Origin of the sequence: Roseburia sp. 831b, from assembly GCF_001940165.2 — a bacterium.
Classification (GTDB): Bacteria; Bacillota; Clostridia; order Lachnospirales; family Lachnospiraceae; genus Roseburia.
Genome location: NZ_CP135162.1, coordinates 598,633 through 621,110 on the forward strand (window position 1 = coordinate 598,633; position 22,478 = coordinate 621,110).

Sequence of the window (22,478 nt, forward strand, 5' to 3'; positions counted from 1 at the left end):
TTGACAAATATTTTGAGAGTTGATATAATGATTAAGTCGTTGTGACAAACAAGTTCATACGATTTGCGGAAGTGTCGGAACTGGCAGACGAGCAAGACTAAGGATCTTGTAAGCATTGCGCTTGTGTGGGTTCAAGTCCCATCTTCCGCATTATATAAAGAAGTGAGGAAACCTTTTGTTGGAGAGGTTTCCTCATTTCTTGTTGTTATAATGCTTTGCTGTTGTAGAAAAATCTTTATGACCTGCAAACTTTCTGATTTCTTCATACGTAAGAGCTTTGGAGGCTTCCATATTTGAAATACAGGTTTTGCGAATACTGTGATCCCCTTTTTGTGGAGTTTTCATCATAAGTTGATATTTTAGTTATTGAGTTGAATTAGGTATAAGTTTAAAATTATCTAACAAATGTATTGCTAGCAGTGTATACTTATTTTACGGTATGATGACAGCGAAGATGTATATGGATGCGCGGGGCAAGATTATCCCGTGTGCGATTCATAAGGGTGGTTCTATTGGCGTGCATAAGCATGAAACAAGTGATGATATTAACTATGTCTTATCAGGTAATGGGTAAGCAGCCGGTGACGGAAAGGAAGAAATTCTGAGTCCGGGAACTTGCCACATCTGCAAAAAGGGCTCTGAACAGAGCATCGAAAATACAGGCGATGAAGATTTGGTTTTGCTTACTTTTGTGGTAGAACGCTAACTCGGGGATTGGTGGAGGGTACTGACTTATGAAAATACATATTATTGGTTGCAGTGGTTCTGGAAAAACCTTTTTAGCAAATGCACTTTCAAAGAAGCATCGTATTTCTCATTTCGACTTAGATGATATTCAATGGGATAACAACGCCAAAGGATATGGAGAAAAGAGAACACTCGATGAACGAAAAGCGTTATTACAGGAAATATTATTTGATAATGATGAGTGGATAATTGAGGGTGTATATTATGCTTGGGTACAGCAAAGTTTTGATGAAGCTGATAAAATATATGTTTTAGATATGCCTAGTTATTTATATAAAAGTAGAATTATTATGCGCTTTATAAAAAGAAAATTGGGAATACAAAAAGGAAAAAGAGAAACTTTGAAATCGGTCTATAACCTTTTGAAATGGACCGAAACTTTTCAGAATAAAAATCTGAAAGAAATAAGAAGTATTTTAGATAGATATGACAATAAAGTTATATGGTTATCAAGAAAAAAGGATGTAGAGAAAATAATAAAGGTGGTATGATAACAATCGGAATTTGGAGGTGTAACATGGATAGGACAGAAGTTGTTACAATAACTAATATGTGTATGGTATACGATGGTGATAAGGTTTTAGTACAAGAAAAAATAGATGATGATTATTGTGGCGTTACATTTCCGGGAGGTCATGTAGAAAAAGGAGAATCCTTTACTGATGCTGTAATTCGCGAAGTGTTTGAGGAAACGGGATTAAGAATTTCTTCGCCTGCATTATGCGGAATAAAAGATTGGTCAAATGATGATGGTTCAAGATATATGGTTTTATTTTATAAAACTAACAAATTTGAGGGGAAATTGTCTGCATCTAATGAGGGTGAAGTTTATTGGACAGAAATAGAAGATATGAAAAAGGCTGATTTAGCGGATGGAATGGAAAAGGTGTTGGAAGTTTTTTTTGAAAGAAAATTTAAGTGAGTATTTTTTCTATAAAGAAAACAATAGATGGGTAGATGTATTGAAATAGACAACTTCAAGTTTATGGAGAGTCACCGTTATGATTAGAGAATTTCAAAGGGATGATATAAATAAAGTTGCAGATATATGGTTGGATACAAATATAAAGGTACATAATTTTATCCCCGCCGAATACTGGAAAAGCAATTTCAAATCAGTAAAAGAAGCACTGTCACTAGCAGAGGTTTATGTGTATGAGTATGATACAGAAATACAGGGCTTTATAGGGTTAAATGATGAATATGTTGAGGGCATTTTTGTTTCTGGTGAAATGCAATCGCAGGGTATAGGTAAAATTCTGCTGAATTATGCAAAGGATAAAAGGAATAAGTTGCTCTTGAACGTATACCAAAAGAACGCACGGGCAATATCCTTTTATAGGAGAGAAGGATTTGAGATTCAGCATAGTGGCTTAGATGAGGCTACCGGAGAAAAAGATTATGTAATGACATGGCAACACAAATAGGACTTCAAGTTTATAAGGTTGAACATCTTTTTGAACACGTTATGATAGAGCTGCACTGAAAGCCTTTCTGTTATTGGTTTATTTTTGTGGAACAATGGGTTCAAGTCCCATCCTCCGCATTACATTTTAGAGAAAGCCATGAATTTTCAAAAATTTACAGACGAAATTGTAAAGCATCAATACCCGGATAGTTTTAGTGACATCAAGAAGGCAAATGAAGTTATGTCACAGTTTACGGAGGACATGGAGCATGGAAAAATGCTTGAACTGGTTATCCTTACACCTGAGGGTGAGTTTATAGGAAGCATGGAAGCATTTGATATTACTGGAAAAACACCTGAACTTGGGCTTTGGATAAAAAGTGCGGATGTGAAGAGATTACTACGAACTCGGGAAAAACTCTAAATACGCAAATATATCATATTTTTGATTAGGTATGAAGATAGAATAAGGATACACGATATGGAACTTGGAAATTTTGAAAAAGAAATCAACGACAATAAGATAGAAAAAATTGCTTCAGGTCTTATTCCTGACAAAATAAGAACAATATCCCGCATCTGCGAACAGTGGGGAGAAGCCGAAGATGAGGTACGAGAATACGATGTTTATCGAATCGAAACAGATGCAAAAAAATATATCTTAAAGAAGACGGCAAAAAGAGAGGCAGAGATTTATGAATGTTATCTGTCAAAAGGAGACTTTGCGACACCACACTTTTATGGAGTATTGCAGGACAAAGAGGATTTTTGGATTTGCATAGAGTATGTGAGCGGAAATGATTTGCGGGATATGACAGATGAGATAGCGCTTGAGGCAGCAAAGAGCATAAGCAAAATCCAGACAAGCTACTGGACGGAACAATTGGAGGAAATCCCTAAGAATGAGGTGGAACAACGTTTCGAGGTGTATTGGAAAAGGATATTGCGTCGTGCATCTTTTGTTGCAGATAAACCCGTTTTAAGAAAAGCATATCAGATGTTTTTGGATCGTCAGCTGACATGCCCGCGAACCTTATCCAACGGTGATTTTCTGGAGTGGAACGCAATTTATGACGGAACTCACGTTAAAATCATAGATTGGGGATTTGGTGGAATGATGCCGTATTCACTTGACCTTGCGAGATTCATTGCGCATGCGACAGAGACAAGAAGCACGTTCCCATTTTACATGAATGATAATCAGAAGGAACTGTTTTTGAATACAGTTTATGAACAGATTCCATCAAAGATTTCCTACGAACAGTTTCGGATGGATGTCAAACTTGCATTGTTAAATGAATACATAGAATTCGTGGAAGCAGATGAGGATGAAGATGATTGGTATCTGACACATGCTCAGGCACTGGCAGCGGAGATTACACATTCAGAAAGGCAAGAAGTAATATGAAAGAGAAAAAAGAGGTTACATTTACAGAGGGCTCGGTGTTTCAATCGTTGGTACGATTTGCAATACCGGTATTAGGAGCCTTGATTTTACAGGCAGCCTATGGAGCGGTCGACCTTCTGGTTGTTGGAAGATTTGGAAATGCAGCGAGTATTTCCGCGGTTGGAACCGGAAGTGCTTTTATGCAGATGGTGACGTTTATTATCACAAGTCTTGCGATGGGGTCAACCGTTATCATTGGTCAGCATATCGGGGAGCAGAAGCCGGAAAAAGCGGGAGACACCGTTGGAACAACGATTCTTTTGTTTGCGGGAATCGGCATAGTCATGACGGTTTTACTGGAACTTTTGGCAAACCAGATTGCAGTTATTTTAAAAGTACCTGCGGAATCATTTGACCTTACCGTTACTTATTTAAGAATCTGTTCAGCGGGAATTTTAATCATTATTGCATACAATGTCATCAGTGGTGTGCTGCGTGGAATTGGAAATGCAAATCTGCCGTTTTTATTTGTAGGTGTGGCCTGTGTTGTAAATATTGTAGGCGATTTGGTGCTGGTCGGAGTATGCCGTATGGATGTGGCAGGTGCCGCAATTGCAACAATCGCAGCGCAGACGGTATCGGTTATCATCGCAGTTATGGTATTGATGAAGCATAAACTGCCGATTTCTTTTTCCAAAAAGCAGCTTCGCATTACAAAAGAAGAGCTAAAGAAAATTTTGAACGTCGGTGTTCCGATTGCAGTGCAGGAGACGATGGTTCAGATTTCCTTTTTGGTCATCAATTCCATTATTAATAACATGGGATTGAACCAGTCTGCAGGATATGGTGTTGCACAAAAAATTGTATCGTTTATTATGCTGGTGCCATCCTCTGTCATGCAGAGTGTTTCAGCATTTGTGTCACAGAATGTCGGAGCAGGGAAAAAGGATCGTGCGAAAAAAGGACTTTTTACAGCGATGGCAGCGGGATGCGCAATCGGTTGTGTTATTTTCTGTGCAGGATTTTTCGGCGGAGCAGGTCTGTCCTCTATTTTTTCGGATGATGCTGCAGTTATCGCACAGAGCGCAAGTTATTTGAAGGGATTCTCACTGGAATGTATTTTGACATGTATTCTTTTCAGCAGTATCGGTTATTTTAATGGAAATGGGAAAAGTATACCGGTTATGATTCAGGGAATCTCATCCGCATTTGGAATCCGTATTCCGGTTTCTATTTTCATGTCAAAACTTCCCAATACATCTTTGATGCTGGTCGGATTTGCAACTCCGATTACGACCGTGTACGGAATTTTGTTTTTCCTGATTTGTTTCCAGGTATACAAAAAGAAACTATAATTTTTGGAAAACTTTTTGAAAAAAATAAAGGAAATTTGCAACTAACGTCGAATTATAATTATGTAGGCTGTGTAAAAATGCTTTTCAAAAGGAGAAGTTTACATGTCAATACGTGAAGATATGGAGAAGATGGAGCGTGAGAACTTAAGTCCTTACGCAATGTTGAGTGAAAATTCACGTGGAAGGGACAGACAGGAGGAAGAATGTGATATCCGTCCGGTGTTCCAGCGTGACAGAGATCGTATTTTACATTGCAAATCGTTCCGTCGATTAAAAAATAAGACACAGGTATTTCTGACACCGAAAGGTGATCATTACAGAACCAGATTGTCACACACGTTAGAGGTTTCACAGAATGCGAGAACCGTTGCAAAGGCGCTTCGTTTAAATGAAGATTTGGTGGAGGCGATTGCGCTTGGCCATGATTTGGGGCATACGCCGTTTGGTCATGCGGGAGAGTTTGTGCTAAACAAGATGTGCGAGGCTGGTTTCCGGCATAACGAACAATCCGTGCGGGTGGTGGAAAAGCTGGAAAAAAGTGGAAAGGGTCTTAATCTTACCTGGGAGGTAAGAGATGGAATCCTGAATCACCAGTCGAAGCTGATGCCACATACGCTAGAAGGTAAGATTGTCCGGTTTTCGGATAAAATTGCTTATGTAAACCACGATGTGGATGATGCAATTCGTGGGCAGATTATGGTGGAAGAGGATATTCCGCTTGAGATTCGTAAAACGCTGGGATATTCCAACAAGCAAAGGCTGAATACCTTGATACATAATATGATTAGCAACAGCATCGGAAGAGACGACATTCGCATGTCAGAAGAAGTCGAGGAGGCAATGTTTGATTTGCGCCACTTCATGTATGAGAATGTCTACAAGAATCCGGTTGCAAAAGGGGAAGAAGTAAAAGCAAAGGCAATGATTGAACAGCTTTTCCTGTTTTATATGGATCATGTGGATTTCCTCCCTGGAAAATATCTTCGGATGATGGAAGAAGGGGAGACGAAAGAACGTGTTGTCTGTGATTACATTGCAGGGATGACAGACCAGTATGCAATCACAAAATTTAGTGAATATTTCCTCCCGAAAGCATGGCAGGTAGACGGCTATTAGTAAAGTAAAAGCTTTCGGGATGACGAAAGCATGGCAGGTAGACGGCTATTAGTAAAGTAAAAGCTTTCGGGATGACGAAAGCATGGCAGGTAGATGGCTATTAGTAAAGTAAAAGCCTTCGGGATGACGAAGGCATGGCAGGTAGATGGTTACTAGTAAAGTAAAAGCCTTTGGGATGCAATGCAATAGATGGTTTAAGAGAGGTTAGGGAAAAATGCCGTATTTTTCAGATGAAATCATTGAAGAGGTGCGCTCTAGAAATGATATTGTCGATGTCATATCGCAGTATGTGCGGCTGACCAAGAAAGGCAGTACCTATTTTGGACTATGCCCTTTTCATAATGAAAAGACAGGTTCCTTTTCTGTTTCGCCCAACAAACAAATGTACTATTGCTTCGGATGTGGAGCCGGTGGAAATGTATTTACATTCCTGATGGAGTATGAGAATTTCACATTTGGGGAAGCGATGGAGGAGTTGGCGCAAAGGGCGGGCGTGGAACTCCCAAAACAGGAGTTTAGCGCTGCACAGAGACAGGAAGCAGATAAAAGACAACGATTACTTGAGATTAACAAAGAGGCTGCAAAATATTTTTATGTCCTTCTTCGCAGTGAGCGTGGTAAAAGAGCAAAAGAATATTTTAAAAAGCGTGAGCTTTCGGATGAGACCATGAAAAAGTTTGGTCTTGGCTATTCGGATCAGTACAGCGATGATTTGTATCGCTATCTTCGTTCCAAAGGATATGAGGATGAGATTTTAAAAGAATCCGGACTGGTGACGATTGACGAAAGACGTGGCGGCTATGATAAATTCTGGAACAGGGCAATGTTCCCGATTATGGATGTCCACAACAAGGTAATCGGTTTTGGTGGTCGAGTCATGGGAGATGGTGAACCAAAGTATTTAAACTCACCGGAGACCAAGATTTTTGATAAGAGCCGTAATTTGTACGGACTGAATATTGCAAGAACCACAAAGAAGCCGCAGCTTCTTTTGTGTGAAGGATATATGGATGTCATTGCACTGCATCAGGCAGGATTTGACAATGCGGTGGCATCGCTTGGAACGTCGCTTACCAGTGGACATGCCAATTTGTTAAAACGTTATACCAAGGAAGTGTATCTGACCTACGACAGCGATGGCGCTGGGGTGAAGGCAGCACTTCGTGCGATTCCAATTTTAAAAGAAGTTGGTATAACTACAAAGATAGTTAATATGCGCCCGTACAAGGACCCGGATGAATTTATCAAGGCACTTGGCGCCGAGGCTTACCAGGAGCGTATCGACCAGGCAGAAAATAGTTTTATGTTTGAAATCCGGATTTTAGAGCAGCAATATGACATGAAAGATCCGGAGAGCAAAACCGCATTTTTCAATGAGGTGGCAAAAAAGCTGCTTGGATTCCGCGAGGAGTTAGAGCGGGATAACTACATTGAGGCGGTTGCAGCCAAATATCAGACAGGCTTTGAAAAGTTAAGAAGTCTGGTAAACCATTTTGGCACAATGGGCGGAATCGCCAGAGAACCAGTGAAGTTAAAGAGTGGTATCAATGAGAAAAAGGGTCTGAAAAAAGACGATGGAATGAAGCAGTCACAGAAGCTGTTACTCACCTGGCTGATTGAAAATACCACACTTTTTCAAAAAATAAAACAATACATCGCACCGGAAGATTTCACCGAAGAAATTTATCACCAGGTAGCGACCATACTCTTTGAACAGTACGAACATACCGGAACTGTAAATCCGGCAAAAATCGTCAGTATGTTTCAAAATGAGGAGGAACAACGAGAGGTTGCAGGTCTTTTTAATGCCACAATCCACAGTGTTGAGACAAAAGAAGACAGGGAGAAAGCATTAAAGGAAACCATTGTTCGAATCAAGCAAAACAGCATTAATCACCAGTCGGATCACTTAGAACCAACTGATATGGCGGGGCTGCAAAAGCTGATTGCGGATAAAAGAGCACTTGAACAATTGGAAAGACTGCATATTTCTATTGATTAAGGACAAAATAGTTAACGAACCATGAGAGGATGAAAACAAAAATGGCAAAAAAGAAAGAAAATACCGAAAACGTAGAAGCAAAAATGTCTAAAGACGGAGAAAATGCGGAAACAAGAGAAAAATTCCAGGAAAAGTTAAAAGAACTTTTAGCTTTAGCCAAGAAGAAAAAGAATACATTAGAATATCAGGAAATCAATGAATTTTTCCGCGACATGCAATTGGACGCAGAAAAATTTGAAAAGATTTTGGACTTCTTAGAGGCAAATAATATCGATGTACTTCGTATTACAGCGGACGACGATTCCGATGACGATATCTTATTAGAGGTAGACGACGAGGAAGAAATCGAAGTAGAAAAGATTGACCTTTCCGTTCCAGACGGCGTGTCAATCGAAGATCCGGTCCGTATGTACTTAAAAGAGATTGGTAAAGTTCCTCTTTTGAGTGCAGAGGAAGAAATCGAACTTGCAAAACGTATGGAACTTGGCGACCAGGAAGCAAAGAAACGGTTAGCTGAGGCAAACCTTCGTCTTGTAGTCAGCATCGCAAAACGTTATGTAGGACGTGGAATGTTATTCCTTGATTTGATTCAGGAAGGTAACCTTGGTCTTATCAAAGCGGTTGAAAAGTTTGATTACCGTAAGGGATACAAATTCTCCACTTATGCAACCTGGTGGATTCGTCAGGCAATCACAAGAGCGATTGCAGACCAGGCAAGAACCATCCGTATTCCGGTTCATATGGTAGAGACCATCAACAAGCTGATTCGTGTCAGCCGTCAGTTGTTACAGGAATTAGGACGTGAGCCAAGTCCGGAAGAAATCGCAGCCGAGATGAATATGCCGGTAGAGCGTGTCCGTGAAATCTTAAAGATTTCCCAGGAGCCGGTTTCCCTAGAGACACCAATCGGTGAGGAAGAAGACAGCCATTTAGGTGACTTTATTCAGGATGAAAATGTTCCGGTACCGGCGGATGCCGCAGCGTTTACACTTTTAAAAGAACAGTTAGAAGAGGTTCTTGGAACACTGACAGAGAGAGAACAGAAGGTATTAACCCTTCGTTTTGGTCTTGAGGACGGCCGTGCAAGAACACTAGAAGAAGTTGGAAAAGAATTTAACGTTACACGTGAACGTATTCGTCAGATTGAAGCAAAGGCACTGCGTAAACTTCGCCACCCAAGCAGAAGCCGCAAGTTAAAAGATTATTTAGAGTAAAAGGCATAGGAATATGATTCAGATATCAGAAAGGCTGCAGCATGCAGCGGCAATGGTAATGCCAGGTAACCGGCTGGCGGATGTTGGAACAGACCATGGTTATGTCCCGATTTACCTCATTCAAAAAGGAATCATTCCAAATGCAATTGCAATGGATATTAACGCAGGACCGTTAGAACGCGCAAAAGAGCACATAGAGCAGTACGGATTGGGTGGATACATACAGACCCGGCAATCGGATGGTGTCGTTGCTTTGCAGCCGCAGGAGGCAGATAGCATTTTGATTGCGGGAATGGGCGGCGGTCTTGTGATGCACATTCTTACCGATGGGAAAAATGTGTGTACACAGGCAAAAGAACTGATTTTACAGCCACAGTCTGAGTTAGCGCGTGTCCGTCGATTTTTAGATGAGAATGGATATGTGGTTGACGAAGAAGACATGGTGCTAGAAGAGGGAAAGTTTTATCCGATGATGTGTGTCCACTATGAGAAGGAACATGCAGCCTGTGCGGATGAACTTTCGTATCTGTATGGGAAAAAACTTTTGAATTCCCAAAACAAAGTGTTGCTGCAGTATTTGCAGCAGGAAAAAAGAATCTACGATGGAATCCGGCAAAACCTTGTAAAAATGGACGATTCTCCAAAAATTAAAATAAGATTAAAGGAAGTAGAGCAGATTTTAGCGTGGAATCAGAAAGCATTTTCTTATTTTAAATAAATAGACTACAAATATAGTTGAAATATTGAAAAATGCCTGGTTAGGGGGGGATTACGATGGCAGCAGAAGAAATAACAGTCAAAGTAGAAGGCGAGGAAAGACAATATCCAACCGGAGTAAGCATCCAGAAGATTGCGAAAGATTATCAGAATAAATATCAGGATGATATTGTTCTTGCAATCATGGATGGAAAATTAAAAGAATTGAATGCAACATTAGATGCAGACGGTGAGATTGACCAGTTTGTGACAAGTGCGGATAAGATGGGCAATAAGGCATATCGAAGAAGTATGACACTTTTGATGCAGCGCGCGATTCATAATTGCTGGGGCGAACAGCATATTGTTGTACATGTGATGTATTCGCTTGGAAATGGTTATTATTGTGAGCTTGTTACCGGTCAGCCTGGAAAGGTGATTCCTGTGACACAGAAGATGATAACCGAATTAAAACAAGAAATGCGAAAGCTGGTTGAGGAAGATATTCCGTTCAAAAAGGAAAGTATCAATACCGATGATGCGATTGCCCTGTTCCATGAACTTGGTATGACAGATAAAGAAAAACTGTTCCGTTATCGCAGAAGCTCCAAGGTAAATTTATATGAACTCGGTCATTACAAAGACTATTTTTATGGCTATATGGTTCCATCCACAGGCTATTTAAAATATTTTGATTTGACATTGTTTGAGGATGGCTTCATGCTGTTGTTCCCGTCAAAGAATTCCAAAGTGGTGGATGAATTCAAACCATCTATGATGTTATTTGACACCTTAAAACATTCAAGAGAATGGGGCGAAATGTTAAAGATGGGAACCATCGGCGCATTGAACGACCGTATTGCAAGCGGTGAGATGCAGCAGATGATTTTAAGTCAGGAAGCGCTCATGGAGGAACGTATCGGAAAGCTTGCGGAGACGATTATCAGCACAGGAAATCGTAAATTTGTCATGATTGCAGGGCCGTCTTCCTCTGGAAAGACCACGTTTTCCCATCGTCTGTCGATTCAGCTGGCAGCAAAGGGGGCAAAACCGCATCCATTTCCACTGGACGATTATTATCTAGACCGTGATAAAGCACCAAAGGATGAAAATGGGGAACCGGATTTAGAGGCATTAGAAGCACTCGATGTCGAACTGTTTAATCATGACATGCAAGAGCTCCTTCAGGGAAAAAGAGTGGAACTTCCGGTTTTCAATTTTAAGACAGGAAAAAGAGAGTACAAAGGAAGATACATGCAGCTTGGACCAGACGATATTTTAGTCATCGAAGGAATCCATGGGTTGAATGATAAACTTTCCTATTCTTTACCGGCTGAGAGTAAATTTAAAATCTACATTAGTGCGTTGACACAGCTTAACATTGATGAACATAACTGTCTCCCGACAACAGATGGAAGACTGATTCGCCGTATTGTGCGTGATGCAAGAACAAGAGGAACTTCTGCTAGAGAGACCATCGCAATGTGGCCTTCCGTAAGAAGAGGGGAAGAACGCAATATTTTCCCATTTCAGGACAGCGCGGATGTGATGTTTAACTCCGCCTTGATTTACGAACTGGCAGTGCTAAAAGTGTATGCAGAACCGCTTCTTTTTGCAATTGAGAAGGATTGTCCGGAATATTTAGAGGCGAAACGTCTCCTGAAATTCTTAGACTACTTCCTGCCAATGCCAAGCGAAGGAATCAACCAGAATTCTATTTTACGTGAATTTATTGGTGGAAGCTGTTTCCAGGTGTAGAACCTTAAGGCAGGCTTTTGAAGCATAAGATGTTCCAGGGGAATGACAGGAGCTGTTTATAAACATTATGAAAAAGGCAGCAGTGTCGATAAGATGTTCCTGAAAAATGACAAGAACTGTTTACCAGACATGCAAACACTATTGTAAAAAAGTGATAAAATGTTTCTGGAAAATGACAGGAGCTGTTTACCAGACATAGGCAAGTAGAAAATATATTCTTGCTTAAATGGAAAATCTGGTGTATATTATTTAGCTGACAGTGTTTTCACTTGTAGGGAAAACATTTATAACTGAAAAATTAAGTAGGACAAATGATCGCGGCTGCAATCTCAGATTTTATCTGAGCATCTTTTGCCTGGCAAAGGGTGGTCGAAAGACAGCAGGTGAGGAAAGTCCGGGCTTCATAGGGCAGGATGCCGGATAACGTCCGGTAGAGGCGACTCTAAGGAAAGTGCAACAGAAATATACCGCCGCAGAACGCAAGGTGGATTCCACATGCGCCTGTTGGTAAGGTTGGAAGGGCAGTGTAAGAGACTACCGCCTTCTTGGTAACAAGAAGGGCATATGTAAACCCCATCCGAAGCAAGACCGAACAAAAGCGTTGACGTGGCCCGCCAGCTTTAGGTAGGTCGCTTGAAGTGCCTGGTAACAGTCACTCTAGAAAGATGATCATTCGTTTGCAGATTCTGCAGACCGACATAACCCGGCTTATCGTCCTGCTTAATTTATGAGAATAAAAGCAGCCTGTTTGGGTTGCTTTTTTTGCGCAAAAAAGAAAAAGTATTGAAGGTCACCCGGTATTGGTGGTCACCTGGTATCGAAGGTCACTCGGTAGCCAAGGTCACCAGGCATCCAAGGCGAATCTGGTGAATGGAGTAGAAATCCACGGAAATCGCTGAAACCACCTAAAGCTATCAAGCGAACGGAGTAGAAAAATAGGCAAGTCCTTGAAACTACCTAAAGCCACCAAGCGAATGGAGTAGAAATCCAAGGAAATCGCTGAAAACACCTAAAGCCGCCAACACAATGGAGTAGAAAAATAAGGAAATCGAAAAAAATACCTAAAGCCACCAATACAATGGAGTAGAAAAACAGAGAAACCGCTGAAAACACCTAAAGCATATAATTAATTCTAACAGCGAGTCCGCCACCGCAAATGCCGCTCAAAATAAACATACCAGGAGGAACAAAAATGGAGTACACACATGTGGTTCACACATTCGAGCCAGTATATGACAGCAATTCAGAAATTTTAATATTAGGCTCATTCCCATCGGTAAAATCGAGAGAACAACAGTTCTATTATGGACATCCGAGAAATCGTTTTTGGAACGTGCTTGCTGCTTGCTATTTAGACGAAACACCTGTTACAATAGAAGAAAAGAAACAGTTTTTATTGAGGCATCACGTAGCACTTTGGGATGTAATCGCAGAGTGCGATATCGAGGGTTCGTCGGATAGTTCCATTCGAAATGTGGTTCCGAACGAGATAGAGCGCATTTTAAAAGTGGCGAAAATTAAGGCGATTTTTGCAAATGGGGATAAGGCATATCAGTTGTTTTTAAAATATTGCAAGCAGGATGGCCAGCCGATGGTGTATAAACTCCCATCGACGAGTCCGGCAAATGCGGCCTATAAACTGGAGAAGTTAGTTGCATGTTGGAAGGAACAGCTTGAAAACGAAAAAGTTCTTGGAAAATAGATTTACAGATGTAGTTAAGTGCTAAGGTGAATGTAAAACAAGTTTTTGCATACAAACTTACGATGCATGGAAATGGAGAAATTTATGAATGTACGGGAAATGTTAGAAGAGAGACTGGGGATTTTTGATGGATTTTATGACAAACTGCAGGTGTTTGGACCGATAGACAAAGCTGATAGTTTTGAAAAACAGGGACGCTGTTTTGCAGGGGCAAACTGTATGAAACATAATAGCTGTGAAAACTGCATTGCACTTCGTTCCTTAAGAGATGATAAGACCTATGTGAAATATGAGGAACATGAGGGTGAAATTGTTCATGTGACATCAAGTCCTTTTTTATGGGAAAAGAAACAGTATATCGTCGAGCTGTTCCGGGGACTTTCTGCGGAAGAAAATGAGAGCCTTGGAATTGTAAAAGAAGAGACGTTAAAGTACGTGGAACAATTAAATTACAAGTTAATGCATGATAAATTAACAGGTGTTTATAATAGAATGTATTTAGAGGAAAAAATGGTTTTTCAAATGGTAAAAGCCTACGAAAAAGGGTGCGTGTCGGTTGCGATGTGTGACATTGATTTTTTCAAAAAGATTAATGATACCTATGGGCACCAGGCAGGGGATGAGGTTCTGCTAAGGTTTGCGCAGGTCTTAAAAGAAGAGACAAAGGGAACAGCCTGTAAGATTGCCAGATATGGCGGTGAGGAATTTTTAATTGTAATGCCTGGTATGGGGCAGAAAGAGGCAATGGAGTTACTAGAACGCGCAAGAAAAAACTACGAGCAGCTTCTCATTACATATGAGGAAAAGAAGATATCTTCGACCGCAAGTTTTGGTCTGGTGACCAAAGAATATCAAAAGGGAATCAGCTTAGAATCCTCAGATTTTATTAAAGCCGCAGATCAGAATGTATATCATGCAAAAAGACAGGGAAGAAACCAGATTGTAGCTTCTGTTTAAAATCTAACCAAAATCTAAAATGTTTCTTAAAAGACAATAGATTTATTGACGCAGTTAGGCGCAAGCGGTAACATACCTATAAGGACGAGGAGAATCCTAAAAAAACAGGATTCTTTTTCTGAAAGTTCAGAAAAGATTTTATTATCGTTGCGTGAAGAAAGAAGGAACAAGTTAGAATGCGGGAAAAGTTACAAAGATTTATGGCTGGAAGATATGGTGTGGATGAATTATCAAAGTTTTATTTTATATTGACATTTGTATTTTTGATTTTATCCATGATAACAAGAGTAGGAATTTTTTATCTGCTTGGAATCGCATTGTTAATTTATACATACTGGCGGACATTTTCTAAGAATATCAGCAAACGGTATGAAGAAAACCAGAAATATCGGACGGCAAGATATAAAATTGTAGCAAAATGGGGACTTTTTAAGAAGCATTTTGCACAGCGGAAAGAGTATCGTTTTTTCCATTGCCCAACATGCAAACAGAAGGTACGTGTTCCAAAGGGAAAAGGCAAAATCTGCATTACCTGTCCGAAATGTAGAACGGAATTTGTAAAAAGAAGTTAGACAAAGGAGACTTTGTATGTTTGGATATATTAATATCAATCAGAAAGAACTGTCATTAGAAAGCAAAAAGGCTTACCAGTCTTATTATTGTGGCTTGTGCCGCAGGTTGAAAAGCAATTGCGGAACAAAAGGACAGATGCTTTTAAATTACGATATGACCTTTTTGATTGTGTTATTGACTGGATTGTATGAATTGGAAAATGAAGAGCAGGATTTTACCTGTCCGCTGCATCCGACCAAGAAACGGAAGGCATGGATCAATGAAGCAACGGATTATGCCGCAGATATGAATATCATTCTGGCCTATCATAATATGTTGGATGACTGGAAGGACGAGAGAGCTTACGCCAAAAGAGCATTTGTCAAAATCCTGGATAAGGATTATAATCGTATTATGCAAAAATACCCAAGACAGGTAAAAGCGATTGAACAGTTCATGCAAAAGCAGGAGGAAGCTGAAAAACAAAAAGAGTCAAACATCGATATTGTGGCAGGACTCACAGGAGAGATGTTGGGTGAGCTTTTTGTCTGGAGAGACGATGTCTGGACGGATGAACTGAAAACACTTGGGTTCTACATGGGTAAGTTTATCTATATTATGGATGCGTACGAAGATTTTGAGGACGATTTGAAACACAATCGATATAACCCGCTCCGCAATCTTGCAAAAGAAAGTGAACAGGATTTCGACACATTATGTAAACTTGTTTTGACAAGCATGATGTCGGAATGTGCAAAGTCTTTTGAACGCCTTCCAATTTTACTTCATGCAGATATTCTTCGAAATATTCTATATTCCGGTGTCTGGTCGAAATACGAATATTTACAGCTTAAGAAAAAGAAGAATGCTAAGAAGGCATATTCCCAAAAATCAACAGAGAAAAAGAGTGAAAAATGAGTAATCCATATCAAGTTTTAGGCGTTTCTCCAAGCGCAAGTGATGATGAAATCAAAAAAGCATATCGAAATTTAAGCCGCAAGTATCACCCGGATGCGAACGTGAATAATCCGAACAAGGCAGAGGCAGAAGAGAAGTTCAAAGAAGTTCAGCAGGCATATGACCAGATTATGAAAGAAAAGCAGCAGGGAAACAGTTATGGCGGCCGTTATGGATATAATTCTTCCAATCAGTCTGGAAGCTCCTACCGTTATGGTGGAAACCGCAGTTATAGTGGTGGAGAGGAGTCTACCCAGATGCAGGCGGCTGCAAATTATATTGCAAACTGTTGTTATGCGGAAGCATTGAATGTACTGAACTCCATTCCGTTTGGGGACAGGCGCGCACGCTGGTATTATTTCAGTGCGATTGCAAATCAGGGAACCGGGAATAACATCATGGCGAAAGAGCATGCACAAAGAGCTGTGGATTTAGAGCCAAGCAACATGGAGTACCGGCAGTTTTTACAGCATTTAGAGTTTGGCGGAACCTGGTATCAGAATATGGGAAGCAATTACGACAGACCATATTCGAGTGCAGGAAGCTGGTGTTTAAGCCTGTTATTCTTAAATATGCTTTGCAACTGCTGTTGTCTGCGCCCATATTAAAAGAAAATAAGTGATGTGTCAGATGACACAAGAATATATGAAAAAGCCGCTCTACGGAGCGGCTTTTTGTCAAGAATGTTTAATACATCCTCTTTCTATATACAAAACTTAGCGTCTGCGATTTGGGTTGGTGTATTTTTCTTCACAATATTTGCAACGGTAAACTTCTTTTTCCTCATCCGTCAAAAGGAAAATCTGGTCTAACTCCTGCTCGATGGAAGTGATACAACGTGGATTCTTGCAGCAGATTACATTTTTTACCTGGGCTGGTAAATGCAATTCTTTTTTCTCTACAATTTTATCTCCCTGAATGACATTTACAGTGATGTCATGGTCAATGAATCCTAAGATATCAAGGTCGAGTGCTTCAATCGGGCATTCTACCTTAATAATATCCTTCTTGCCCATCTTGTTGCTTTTTGCATTTTTGATAATTGCAACGGTACAGTCAAGCTGATCTAATTTTAAATCATGATAAATCTGAAAACTCATACCGGCCTGGATATGGTCGAGTACAAAACCTTCATGGATTCCACTGATATTTAACATAATTCCTCCTATTGGTGCCTTGGCACCTGCTTTGGTAATGAAATACAATTTGTAGTTAGATGATGTAACACAACCTGTTAACAAAATTCTTTTGGAGCAAGTCCTAAAAGGGTAAGGATGAGTGCCATACGGACATAGACCGCATATTGTGCCTGCTTGAAATAAGCGGCTCTTGGGTCATCATCTACCTCAACGGAAATCTCATTGACACGAGGAAGTGGATGTAATACTAACATATCCTCTTTTGCAAGTTCCATTTTCTGTTTGGTAAGAATATAGAAATCTTTTAAGCGGATATAATCCTCTTCGTTAAAGAAACGTTCTTTTTGTACACGTGTCATGTATAAAACATCAAGTTCTGGCATTGCATCTTCTAAACGTTCTACCTCAACAAATGGAATGTTGTTTGCTTTTAAAACATCTTCACGGATATAACTTGGAATCTTAAGTTCTTCCGGTGAAATCAGAACAAATTTCACATTGTCATAACGAATCAATGCATTGATTAACGAATGTACGGTTCTGCCAAATTTTAAATCACCACAAAGACCGATTGTGATATTATTTAATCTTCCTTTTAAAGAACGAATTGTTAATAAATCTGCTAAAGTCTGGGTTGGATGTTGATGACCACCGTCGCCGGCGTTAATGACTGGAATAGAAGACTTTTGAGAGGCAACAAGAGGAGCTCCCTCTTTTGGATGACGCATTGCACAGATATCTGCATAACAGGAAATAACACGAATCGTATCGGAAACGCTTTCACCTTTTGATGCAGAACTTGAATTGGCATCAGAAAAACCTAAAACAGAACCACCAAGATTTAACATGGCAGCTTCAAAACTAAGTCTGGTTCTTGTACTTGGCTCGTAGAAACATGTGGCAAGCTTTTTGCCTTCGCATGCGTGAGCATATTTGCTCGGGTACTTCTCGATATCATTGGCAAGGTCTAACAGCTTGTCTAGTTCATCGACGGAGAAGTCCAATGGGCTCATTAAATGACGCATATTAATCCTCCTTGTGATAAGGCCTATGGAAGTGCGAAATCGGACTTCCTTTCTGGCATTTTTACTATCATATAATAATCAATTGCGAAATTCAAGAACGAATATTTAGGGAAAAATGTTTAGTTGTCAGAAAAATCAAGAGGAGGAACGAAGCAGAATCCGCTCGAAAATCAAACCGGCAATCATCCAAAAAGGAGTATAATCAAGGCGGATGACGCCGTTGATATTGGCTTTCGCATCGCTATAATCCCAAGGACAAAGACCTCTTTTTTTTAAAAAGGTTCCACTTAGATATTCGCCCAGGAAAATAAAAAAGGAATAAATGCTGCCCCGGATGAGAATCGATTTTTTGCGGATGAGACGGTAAAGCGGTTTGATGAAAGCTGCCATTCCATAGATAGGGAACATCCAAAGCGAAGTCTGGCCTTTCAGCCGAAAATCCTTTTTTTGAATTGAATGGAAAGAGGTAAACAAAATCTCCATGCACCAGCCGGTCAGACCACAAATGAGAAAATTTTTCTTTAACATAAAAATAACTCCTTTTTTTAAATTCCTTCGTTAAGATGCAAAGTCGAATAAGATACCTGGCGGTAACCAGATAATTCTAAAAAAAGTATGCGCTAATTAGAAAGCTTTTATGAATTTAGAGAGCCGGAACTTGTAAAAAAGCAGCTTCTGGAATATAATTCATTAAGGAAAAAGCAAATGAATGAGGTGGAACATGGCAAAATATGCCAATGTAATTGTAGATATATCACTGGAAAAATTAGACAAGACATTTCAATATAAAATACCGGAACACTTACAGCAGGTGATACGGCCTGGTGTGAGAGTCAAAATTCCTTTTGGAAACCGCAGTATGACAGGCTATGTCATTGAATTGACAGATGTAGTTGCATTCGATGAAACACGGCTAAAAGAGATTACGGCGGTGGAACAGGAAAGCATTGCAATCGAGTCACAGCTGATTGCGCTGGCGGGATGGATGAAAAAAAATTATGGGGCGACCATGAATCATGCACTAAAGACCGTGCTTCCAATCAAGCAAAAGTCAAACCATAAAGAACAGCAAAAGGTGCATCTTCTGCTAGGGGAAGATGAGGCAAGGCAGCTGTTGGATGTGTTTGTAAAAAAGCACAACACGGCAAGAGCAAGACTTCTTGAGGCATTGTTAGAACATCCCGTATTAGAAAAAGAGATGATTACCCAGAAACTGAATGTTTCCGGTGCAGTCATCAAGGCGCTGGAAGAAAAAGGTGTGGTAGAAGTTACCCATGAGACGAAATACCGGAATCCAATCGGGCGCCTCGAACAAAAAGGATATCATAAAATTTTGACCGGGGAACAGCAGAATGTAGTGCAGGAGATTATGGATAACTGGGACAACGATATTCATAAGACCTATCTTTTAAAAGGCATTACAGGAAGTGGCAAGACAGAGGTCTACATGGAGCTGATTGCACAGGTGATAGAAGCCGGAAAACAGGCGATTGTATTGATCCCGGAGATTGCGCTGACTTATCAGACGGTGATGCGTTTTTACGACCGGTTCGGAGACCGTGTCTCCATCCTGAATTCCAGACTTTCGGCTGGGGAGCGGTACGATCAGTTTGTGCGTGCAAAAAAAGGCGAAATTGACATTATGATTGGACCGCGTTCCGCTCTTTTTACCCCGTTTCAAAAACTTGGCCTTATCATCATCGACGAGGAACATGAGACTTCCTATAAAAGTGAGACACTCCCGCGCTATCACGCGAGGGAGACTGCAATTGAGCGTGCAAGGATGGCAGGTGCAAGCGTGGTTCTTGGGTCAGCGACCCCTTCCGTTGAAAGCTATTACAGGGCGAAAACGGGCGAGTACCAATTGCTCGAATTAAAACATCGAATCGGAGAGCGGAAGCTGCCGGAGTGCCAGGTTGTCGACCTTCGGGAAGAGTTAAGAAACGGGAATCGTTCCATCCTAAGTGTCCGGCTGCAGGAGCTGATAGAAGACCGCTTGAAAAAGGGACAGCAAACCATGTTGTTTCTCAATCGAAGAGGAGTGGCAGGGTTTGTCTCTTGCAGGTCTTGCGGCCATGTGATAAAATGTCCGCATTGCGATGTTTCACTAAGCCAGCACAACAATCACCGGATGGTGTGCCATTATTGCGGATATCAGGAGCCGGAGCCTGCGGTCTGCCCGGTATGTGGTTCCAGGTATATTGGTGGATTTAAAGCCGGAACGCAGAAAATCGAGATGATTGTAAAACAGCGTTTTCCACAGGCGAGAGTGCTTCGAATGGATATGGACACCACAAGGAATAAAGAAGGGCATGAGAAAATCCTTTCCGCATTTGCGAATGGAGAAGCGGATATCCTGATTGGAACCCAGATGATTGTAAAAGGACATGATTTCCCGAACGTGACGCTTGTCGGTGTTCTTGCAGCGGACATGTCACTACATGTCAGTGATTATCATGCGGCAGAACGTACGTTCCAATTGCTGACACAGGCAGCAGGAAGAGCAGGAAGAGGAAAAAGTCCGGGTGAGGTAGTTATCCAGACGTATGACCCGACACATTATAGCATTGAGACGGCAAAGGAACAGGACTACGAAAGCTTTTACAAGCAAGAGATTGCGTTTCGGAGTATGATGTCCTATCCGCCGGTTTCCAATATGCTCGTTATTTTATGCGCTTCTAAGCAGGAAGGACATGCAGCAGCAGGTGCAAAAGATCTTGCCACAAAAATTGCACAAAGTGTAAAAAATAATGAGGTAAAAATCATTGGCCCGGCAGATGCGGCGATTGCGAAAGTTCAGGATATTTATAAAAAAGTAATCTATTTAAAGGCAAAAGAGTATCAGACACTCGTTCAGGTGAAAGACCGGATTGAGCAGTATACCAAAGACAATTGTAGTTATAAAGATATCACCGTACAGTTTGATTTTAATCCTGTAAACGGTTTTTAAGGAGGAAAAAAAGATGGCATTAAGACAGATTAGAACACAGGGAGATCCGGTATTGAACAAAAAATGCCGTGAAGTGACAGAAGTAACAGATAGAATCGTGGAGTTAATCGACGATATGCTTGAAACCATGTATGAGGCAAATGGTGTTGGATTAGCAGCACCTCAGGTTGGTATTTTAAAACGAATCGTGGTTATCGATGTCGGAGAAGGACCAATCGTTATGATTAACCCAACAATCGTAGAGACATCCGGTGAGCAGACCGGAAGCGAGGGATGCTTAAGCATTCCTGGAAAAGCTGGTACGGTCACCAGACCAAATTATGTAAAAGCGCGTGCGTTTGATGAAAACATGGAAGAATATGAAATCGAAGGCACAGAATTACTTGCGAGAGCTATTATGCATGAAACAGATCATCTGGACGGTCATTTGTATACAGAACTTGTAGAAGGTCCACTTCAGGACGTGACCTACGATGACGAGGAAGCATAAAAAGTGTAACAATAATAAAGGTACATGATTTGTGCTTACACATGGACATAAGATGTGAAAAACAGCGAGGGATTGGAGAATAAAATGAGAGTAATTTTTATGGGAACACCTGATTTTGCGGTGGGAACGTTAGAGAAAATAATTGCCGCAGGCCATGAGGTGGTTTTGGTCGTTTCTCAGCCGGATAAACAAAAAGGAAGAGGAAAGGCATTCCAATATCCACCGGTAAAAGAATGTGCAATCGAACACGGAATCGAGGTTTACCAGCCAAAACGAATCCGTGAAGCAGAGAGTGTGGAATATTTAAGAAAATATCAGCCGGATATCATTGTTGTGGCTGCGTTTGGGCAGATTGTTTCAAGAGAGATTCTAGAGATGCCAAAATACGGCTGTATCAACGTACATGCATCTTTATTACCAAAATACCGTGGAGCTGCACCGATTCAGTATGCAGTCATCAACGGGGATGCGGTGAGCGGTGTGACAATTCAGCAGATGAACGAAGGTGTTGATACCGGTGATATTATTTTACAAAAAGAAGTAGAACTTGCACCGGATGAGACAGGTGGAAGCCTGTTTGACCGCCTGGCTAAGACAGGGGCAGAAGCTTGTGTGGAAGCAATGGCTCAGATTGCGCAGGGAACTGCCGTCCATACACCACAGGACTCTGCACTTGCAACACATACCGGAAAAATCACGAAAGAGATGGGAAGTATCGACTGGAACACACCTGCAGTTGAAATTGAAAGACTGATTCGCGGTTTAAATCCATGGCCAAGTGCTTATACTAGATTAGGTGAGAAAACCTTAAAAGTGTGGAAATCCCATGTGATTACAGAAGACTTTGAGGAAGAACCGGGCTGTATCGTCGATGTGACCAAAGATGCGATTTTGGTGCAGACAAAGGAAGGTGTGTTAGCACTGGACGAAGTTCAGCTTGAAGGAAAGAAACGCATGGCAACGGAAGCCTTTTTACGTGGTTATGATGTAGAAAGAGGAACATTTTTTAAACGTGGTTAAAAA

The 22,478-nt window shown here is 40.8% G+C and carries 22 protein-coding genes, 1 tRNA gene and 1 other RNA gene; 21 read left to right on the forward strand and 3 right to left on the reverse strand.

Features of this window, described 5'->3' with window-relative positions; all coding sequences use genetic code 11:
* Positions 1 to 65 precede the first annotated feature (65 nt).
* From BIV16_RS02625 to BIV16_RS02710, 18 genes are all read left to right on the forward strand, one after another.
* Positions 66 to 150 (forward strand) — tRNA-Leu (locus BIV16_RS02625).
* A 584-nt stretch (positions 151 to 734) separates the two neighbouring features.
* Positions 735 to 1,238, forward strand: a complete 504-nt coding sequence (locus BIV16_RS02630) for a DNA topology modulation protein FlaR (RefSeq protein WP_075679474.1) — start codon at positions 735 to 737, stop codon at positions 1,236 to 1,238.
* 26 nt (positions 1,239 to 1,264) lie between these two features.
* Positions 1,265 to 1,669 (forward strand): 8-oxo-dGTP diphosphatase, encoded by a 405-nt coding sequence (locus BIV16_RS02635; protein ID WP_242940315.1) that lies wholly within the window; start codon positions 1,265 to 1,267, stop codon positions 1,667 to 1,669.
* A gap of 79 nt (positions 1,670 to 1,748) precedes the next feature.
* On the forward strand, positions 1,749 to 2,174 hold the full coding sequence (locus tag BIV16_RS02640; protein ID WP_075679473.1) for a GNAT family N-acetyltransferase: 426 nt from the start codon (positions 1,749 to 1,751) through the stop codon (positions 2,172 to 2,174).
* A 138-nt stretch (positions 2,175 to 2,312) separates the two neighbouring features.
* A complete protein-coding gene (locus tag BIV16_RS02645) occupies positions 2,313 to 2,579 on the forward strand; it encodes a hypothetical protein (protein ID WP_075679472.1) in 267 nt (88 codons plus the stop codon).
* A 57-nt stretch (positions 2,580 to 2,636) separates the two neighbouring features.
* Complete coding sequence (locus tag BIV16_RS02650; protein ID WP_075679471.1) at positions 2,637 to 3,563, forward strand: phosphotransferase; 927 nt, start codon at positions 2,637 to 2,639, stop codon at positions 3,561 to 3,563.
* Positions 3,560 to 4,897 carry an MATE family efflux transporter gene (locus BIV16_RS02655; RefSeq protein ID WP_075679470.1) on the forward strand — a complete coding sequence of 446 codons (1,338 nt, stop codon included), beginning with the start codon at positions 3,560 to 3,562 and terminating at the stop codon, positions 4,895 to 4,897. The genes BIV16_RS02650 and BIV16_RS02655 overlap by 4 nt, the downstream gene beginning before the upstream one ends.
* A gap of 102 nt (positions 4,898 to 4,999) precedes the next feature.
* Positions 5,000 to 6,013, forward strand: coding sequence for a deoxyguanosinetriphosphate triphosphohydrolase (locus BIV16_RS02660; protein WP_075679469.1), 1,014 nt, complete (start codon positions 5,000 to 5,002; stop codon positions 6,011 to 6,013).
* Positions 6,014 to 6,227: 214 nt separating this feature from the next.
* On the forward strand, positions 6,228 to 8,015 hold the full coding sequence (gene dnaG / locus BIV16_RS02665; protein ID WP_075679468.1) for a DNA primase: 1,788 nt from the start codon (positions 6,228 to 6,230) through the stop codon (positions 8,013 to 8,015).
* Positions 8,016 to 8,056: 41 nt separating this feature from the next.
* Positions 8,057 to 9,229 carry an RNA polymerase sigma factor RpoD gene (rpoD, locus tag BIV16_RS02670; RefSeq protein ID WP_075679467.1) on the forward strand — a complete coding sequence of 391 codons (1,173 nt, stop codon included), beginning with the start codon at positions 8,057 to 8,059 and terminating at the stop codon, positions 9,227 to 9,229.
* Between the two features lie 13 nt (positions 9,230 to 9,242).
* The gene (locus BIV16_RS02675; protein ID WP_075679466.1) at positions 9,243 to 9,947 is read left to right on the forward strand and encodes a tRNA (adenine(22)-N(1))-methyltransferase; all 705 of its coding nucleotides are present in this window, start codon (positions 9,243 to 9,245) and stop codon (positions 9,945 to 9,947) included.
* Between the two features lie 56 nt (positions 9,948 to 10,003).
* Positions 10,004 to 11,683 carry a nucleoside kinase gene (locus BIV16_RS02680; RefSeq protein WP_075679465.1) on the forward strand — a complete coding sequence of 560 codons (1,680 nt, stop codon included), beginning with the start codon at positions 10,004 to 10,006 and terminating at the stop codon, positions 11,681 to 11,683.
* Between the two features lie 299 nt (positions 11,684 to 11,982).
* Positions 11,983 to 12,410, forward strand: an RNA gene (rnpB, locus tag BIV16_RS02685) — RNase P RNA component class A.
* A 465-nt stretch (positions 12,411 to 12,875) separates the two neighbouring features.
* Entirely contained in the window at positions 12,876 to 13,385 is a 510-nt protein-coding gene (locus BIV16_RS02690) for a DNA-deoxyinosine glycosylase (protein ID WP_083625039.1), read from the forward strand.
* 84 nt (positions 13,386 to 13,469) lie between these two features.
* Positions 13,470 to 14,342 (forward strand): GGDEF domain-containing protein, encoded by an 873-nt coding sequence (locus BIV16_RS02695; protein WP_075679463.1) that lies wholly within the window; start codon positions 13,470 to 13,472, stop codon positions 14,340 to 14,342.
* Positions 14,343 to 14,518: 176 nt separating this feature from the next.
* Positions 14,519 to 14,914, forward strand: coding sequence for a hypothetical protein (locus BIV16_RS02700; RefSeq protein WP_075679462.1), 396 nt, complete (start codon positions 14,519 to 14,521; stop codon positions 14,912 to 14,914).
* Positions 14,915 to 14,930: 16 nt separating this feature from the next.
* A complete protein-coding gene (locus tag BIV16_RS02705) occupies positions 14,931 to 15,812 on the forward strand; it encodes a DUF5685 family protein (RefSeq protein ID WP_075679461.1) in 882 nt (293 codons plus the stop codon).
* Positions 15,809 to 16,459 carry a J domain-containing protein gene (locus BIV16_RS02710; protein WP_075679460.1) on the forward strand — a complete coding sequence of 217 codons (651 nt, stop codon included), beginning with the start codon at positions 15,809 to 15,811 and terminating at the stop codon, positions 16,457 to 16,459. The genes BIV16_RS02705 and BIV16_RS02710 overlap by 4 nt, the downstream gene beginning before the upstream one ends.
* Positions 16,460 to 16,567: 108 nt before the next feature.
* Here the strand turns inward: BIV16_RS02710 and BIV16_RS02715 are convergent, their stop codons facing one another.
* The 3 genes from BIV16_RS02715 to BIV16_RS02725 form a co-directional block, all read right to left on the reverse strand.
* The gene (locus BIV16_RS02715; RefSeq protein ID WP_075679459.1) at positions 16,568 to 17,008 is read right to left on the reverse strand and encodes an aspartate carbamoyltransferase regulatory subunit; all 441 of its coding nucleotides are present in this window, start codon (positions 17,006 to 17,008) and stop codon (positions 16,568 to 16,570) included.
* Positions 17,009 to 17,085: 77 nt separating this feature from the next.
* The gene (gene pyrB, locus BIV16_RS02720; RefSeq protein WP_075679458.1) at positions 17,086 to 18,015 is read right to left on the reverse strand and encodes an aspartate carbamoyltransferase; all 930 of its coding nucleotides are present in this window, start codon (positions 18,013 to 18,015) and stop codon (positions 17,086 to 17,088) included.
* Between the two features lie 135 nt (positions 18,016 to 18,150).
* Positions 18,151 to 18,543, reverse strand: a complete 393-nt coding sequence (locus BIV16_RS02725) for a putative ABC transporter permease (RefSeq protein ID WP_075679457.1) — start codon at positions 18,541 to 18,543, stop codon at positions 18,151 to 18,153.
* A 193-nt stretch (positions 18,544 to 18,736) separates the two neighbouring features.
* Between BIV16_RS02725 and priA the strand changes: the two genes are divergently transcribed.
* The 3 genes from priA (at position 18,737) to fmt (ending at position 22,475) form a co-directional block, all read left to right on the forward strand.
* The gene (gene priA, locus BIV16_RS02730) at positions 18,737 to 20,965 is read left to right on the forward strand and encodes a replication restart helicase PriA (RefSeq protein ID WP_075679456.1); all 2,229 of its coding nucleotides are present in this window, start codon (positions 18,737 to 18,739) and stop codon (positions 20,963 to 20,965) included.
* Between the two features lie 13 nt (positions 20,966 to 20,978).
* Positions 20,979 to 21,455 carry a peptide deformylase gene (def, locus tag BIV16_RS02735; protein ID WP_075679455.1) on the forward strand — a complete coding sequence of 159 codons (477 nt, stop codon included), beginning with the start codon at positions 20,979 to 20,981 and terminating at the stop codon, positions 21,453 to 21,455.
* A gap of 84 nt (positions 21,456 to 21,539) precedes the next feature.
* On the forward strand, positions 21,540 to 22,475 hold the full coding sequence (gene fmt / locus BIV16_RS02740) for a methionyl-tRNA formyltransferase (RefSeq protein ID WP_075679454.1): 936 nt from the start codon (positions 21,540 to 21,542) through the stop codon (positions 22,473 to 22,475).
* The last annotated feature ends 3 nt before the right edge of the window (positions 22,476 to 22,478 follow it).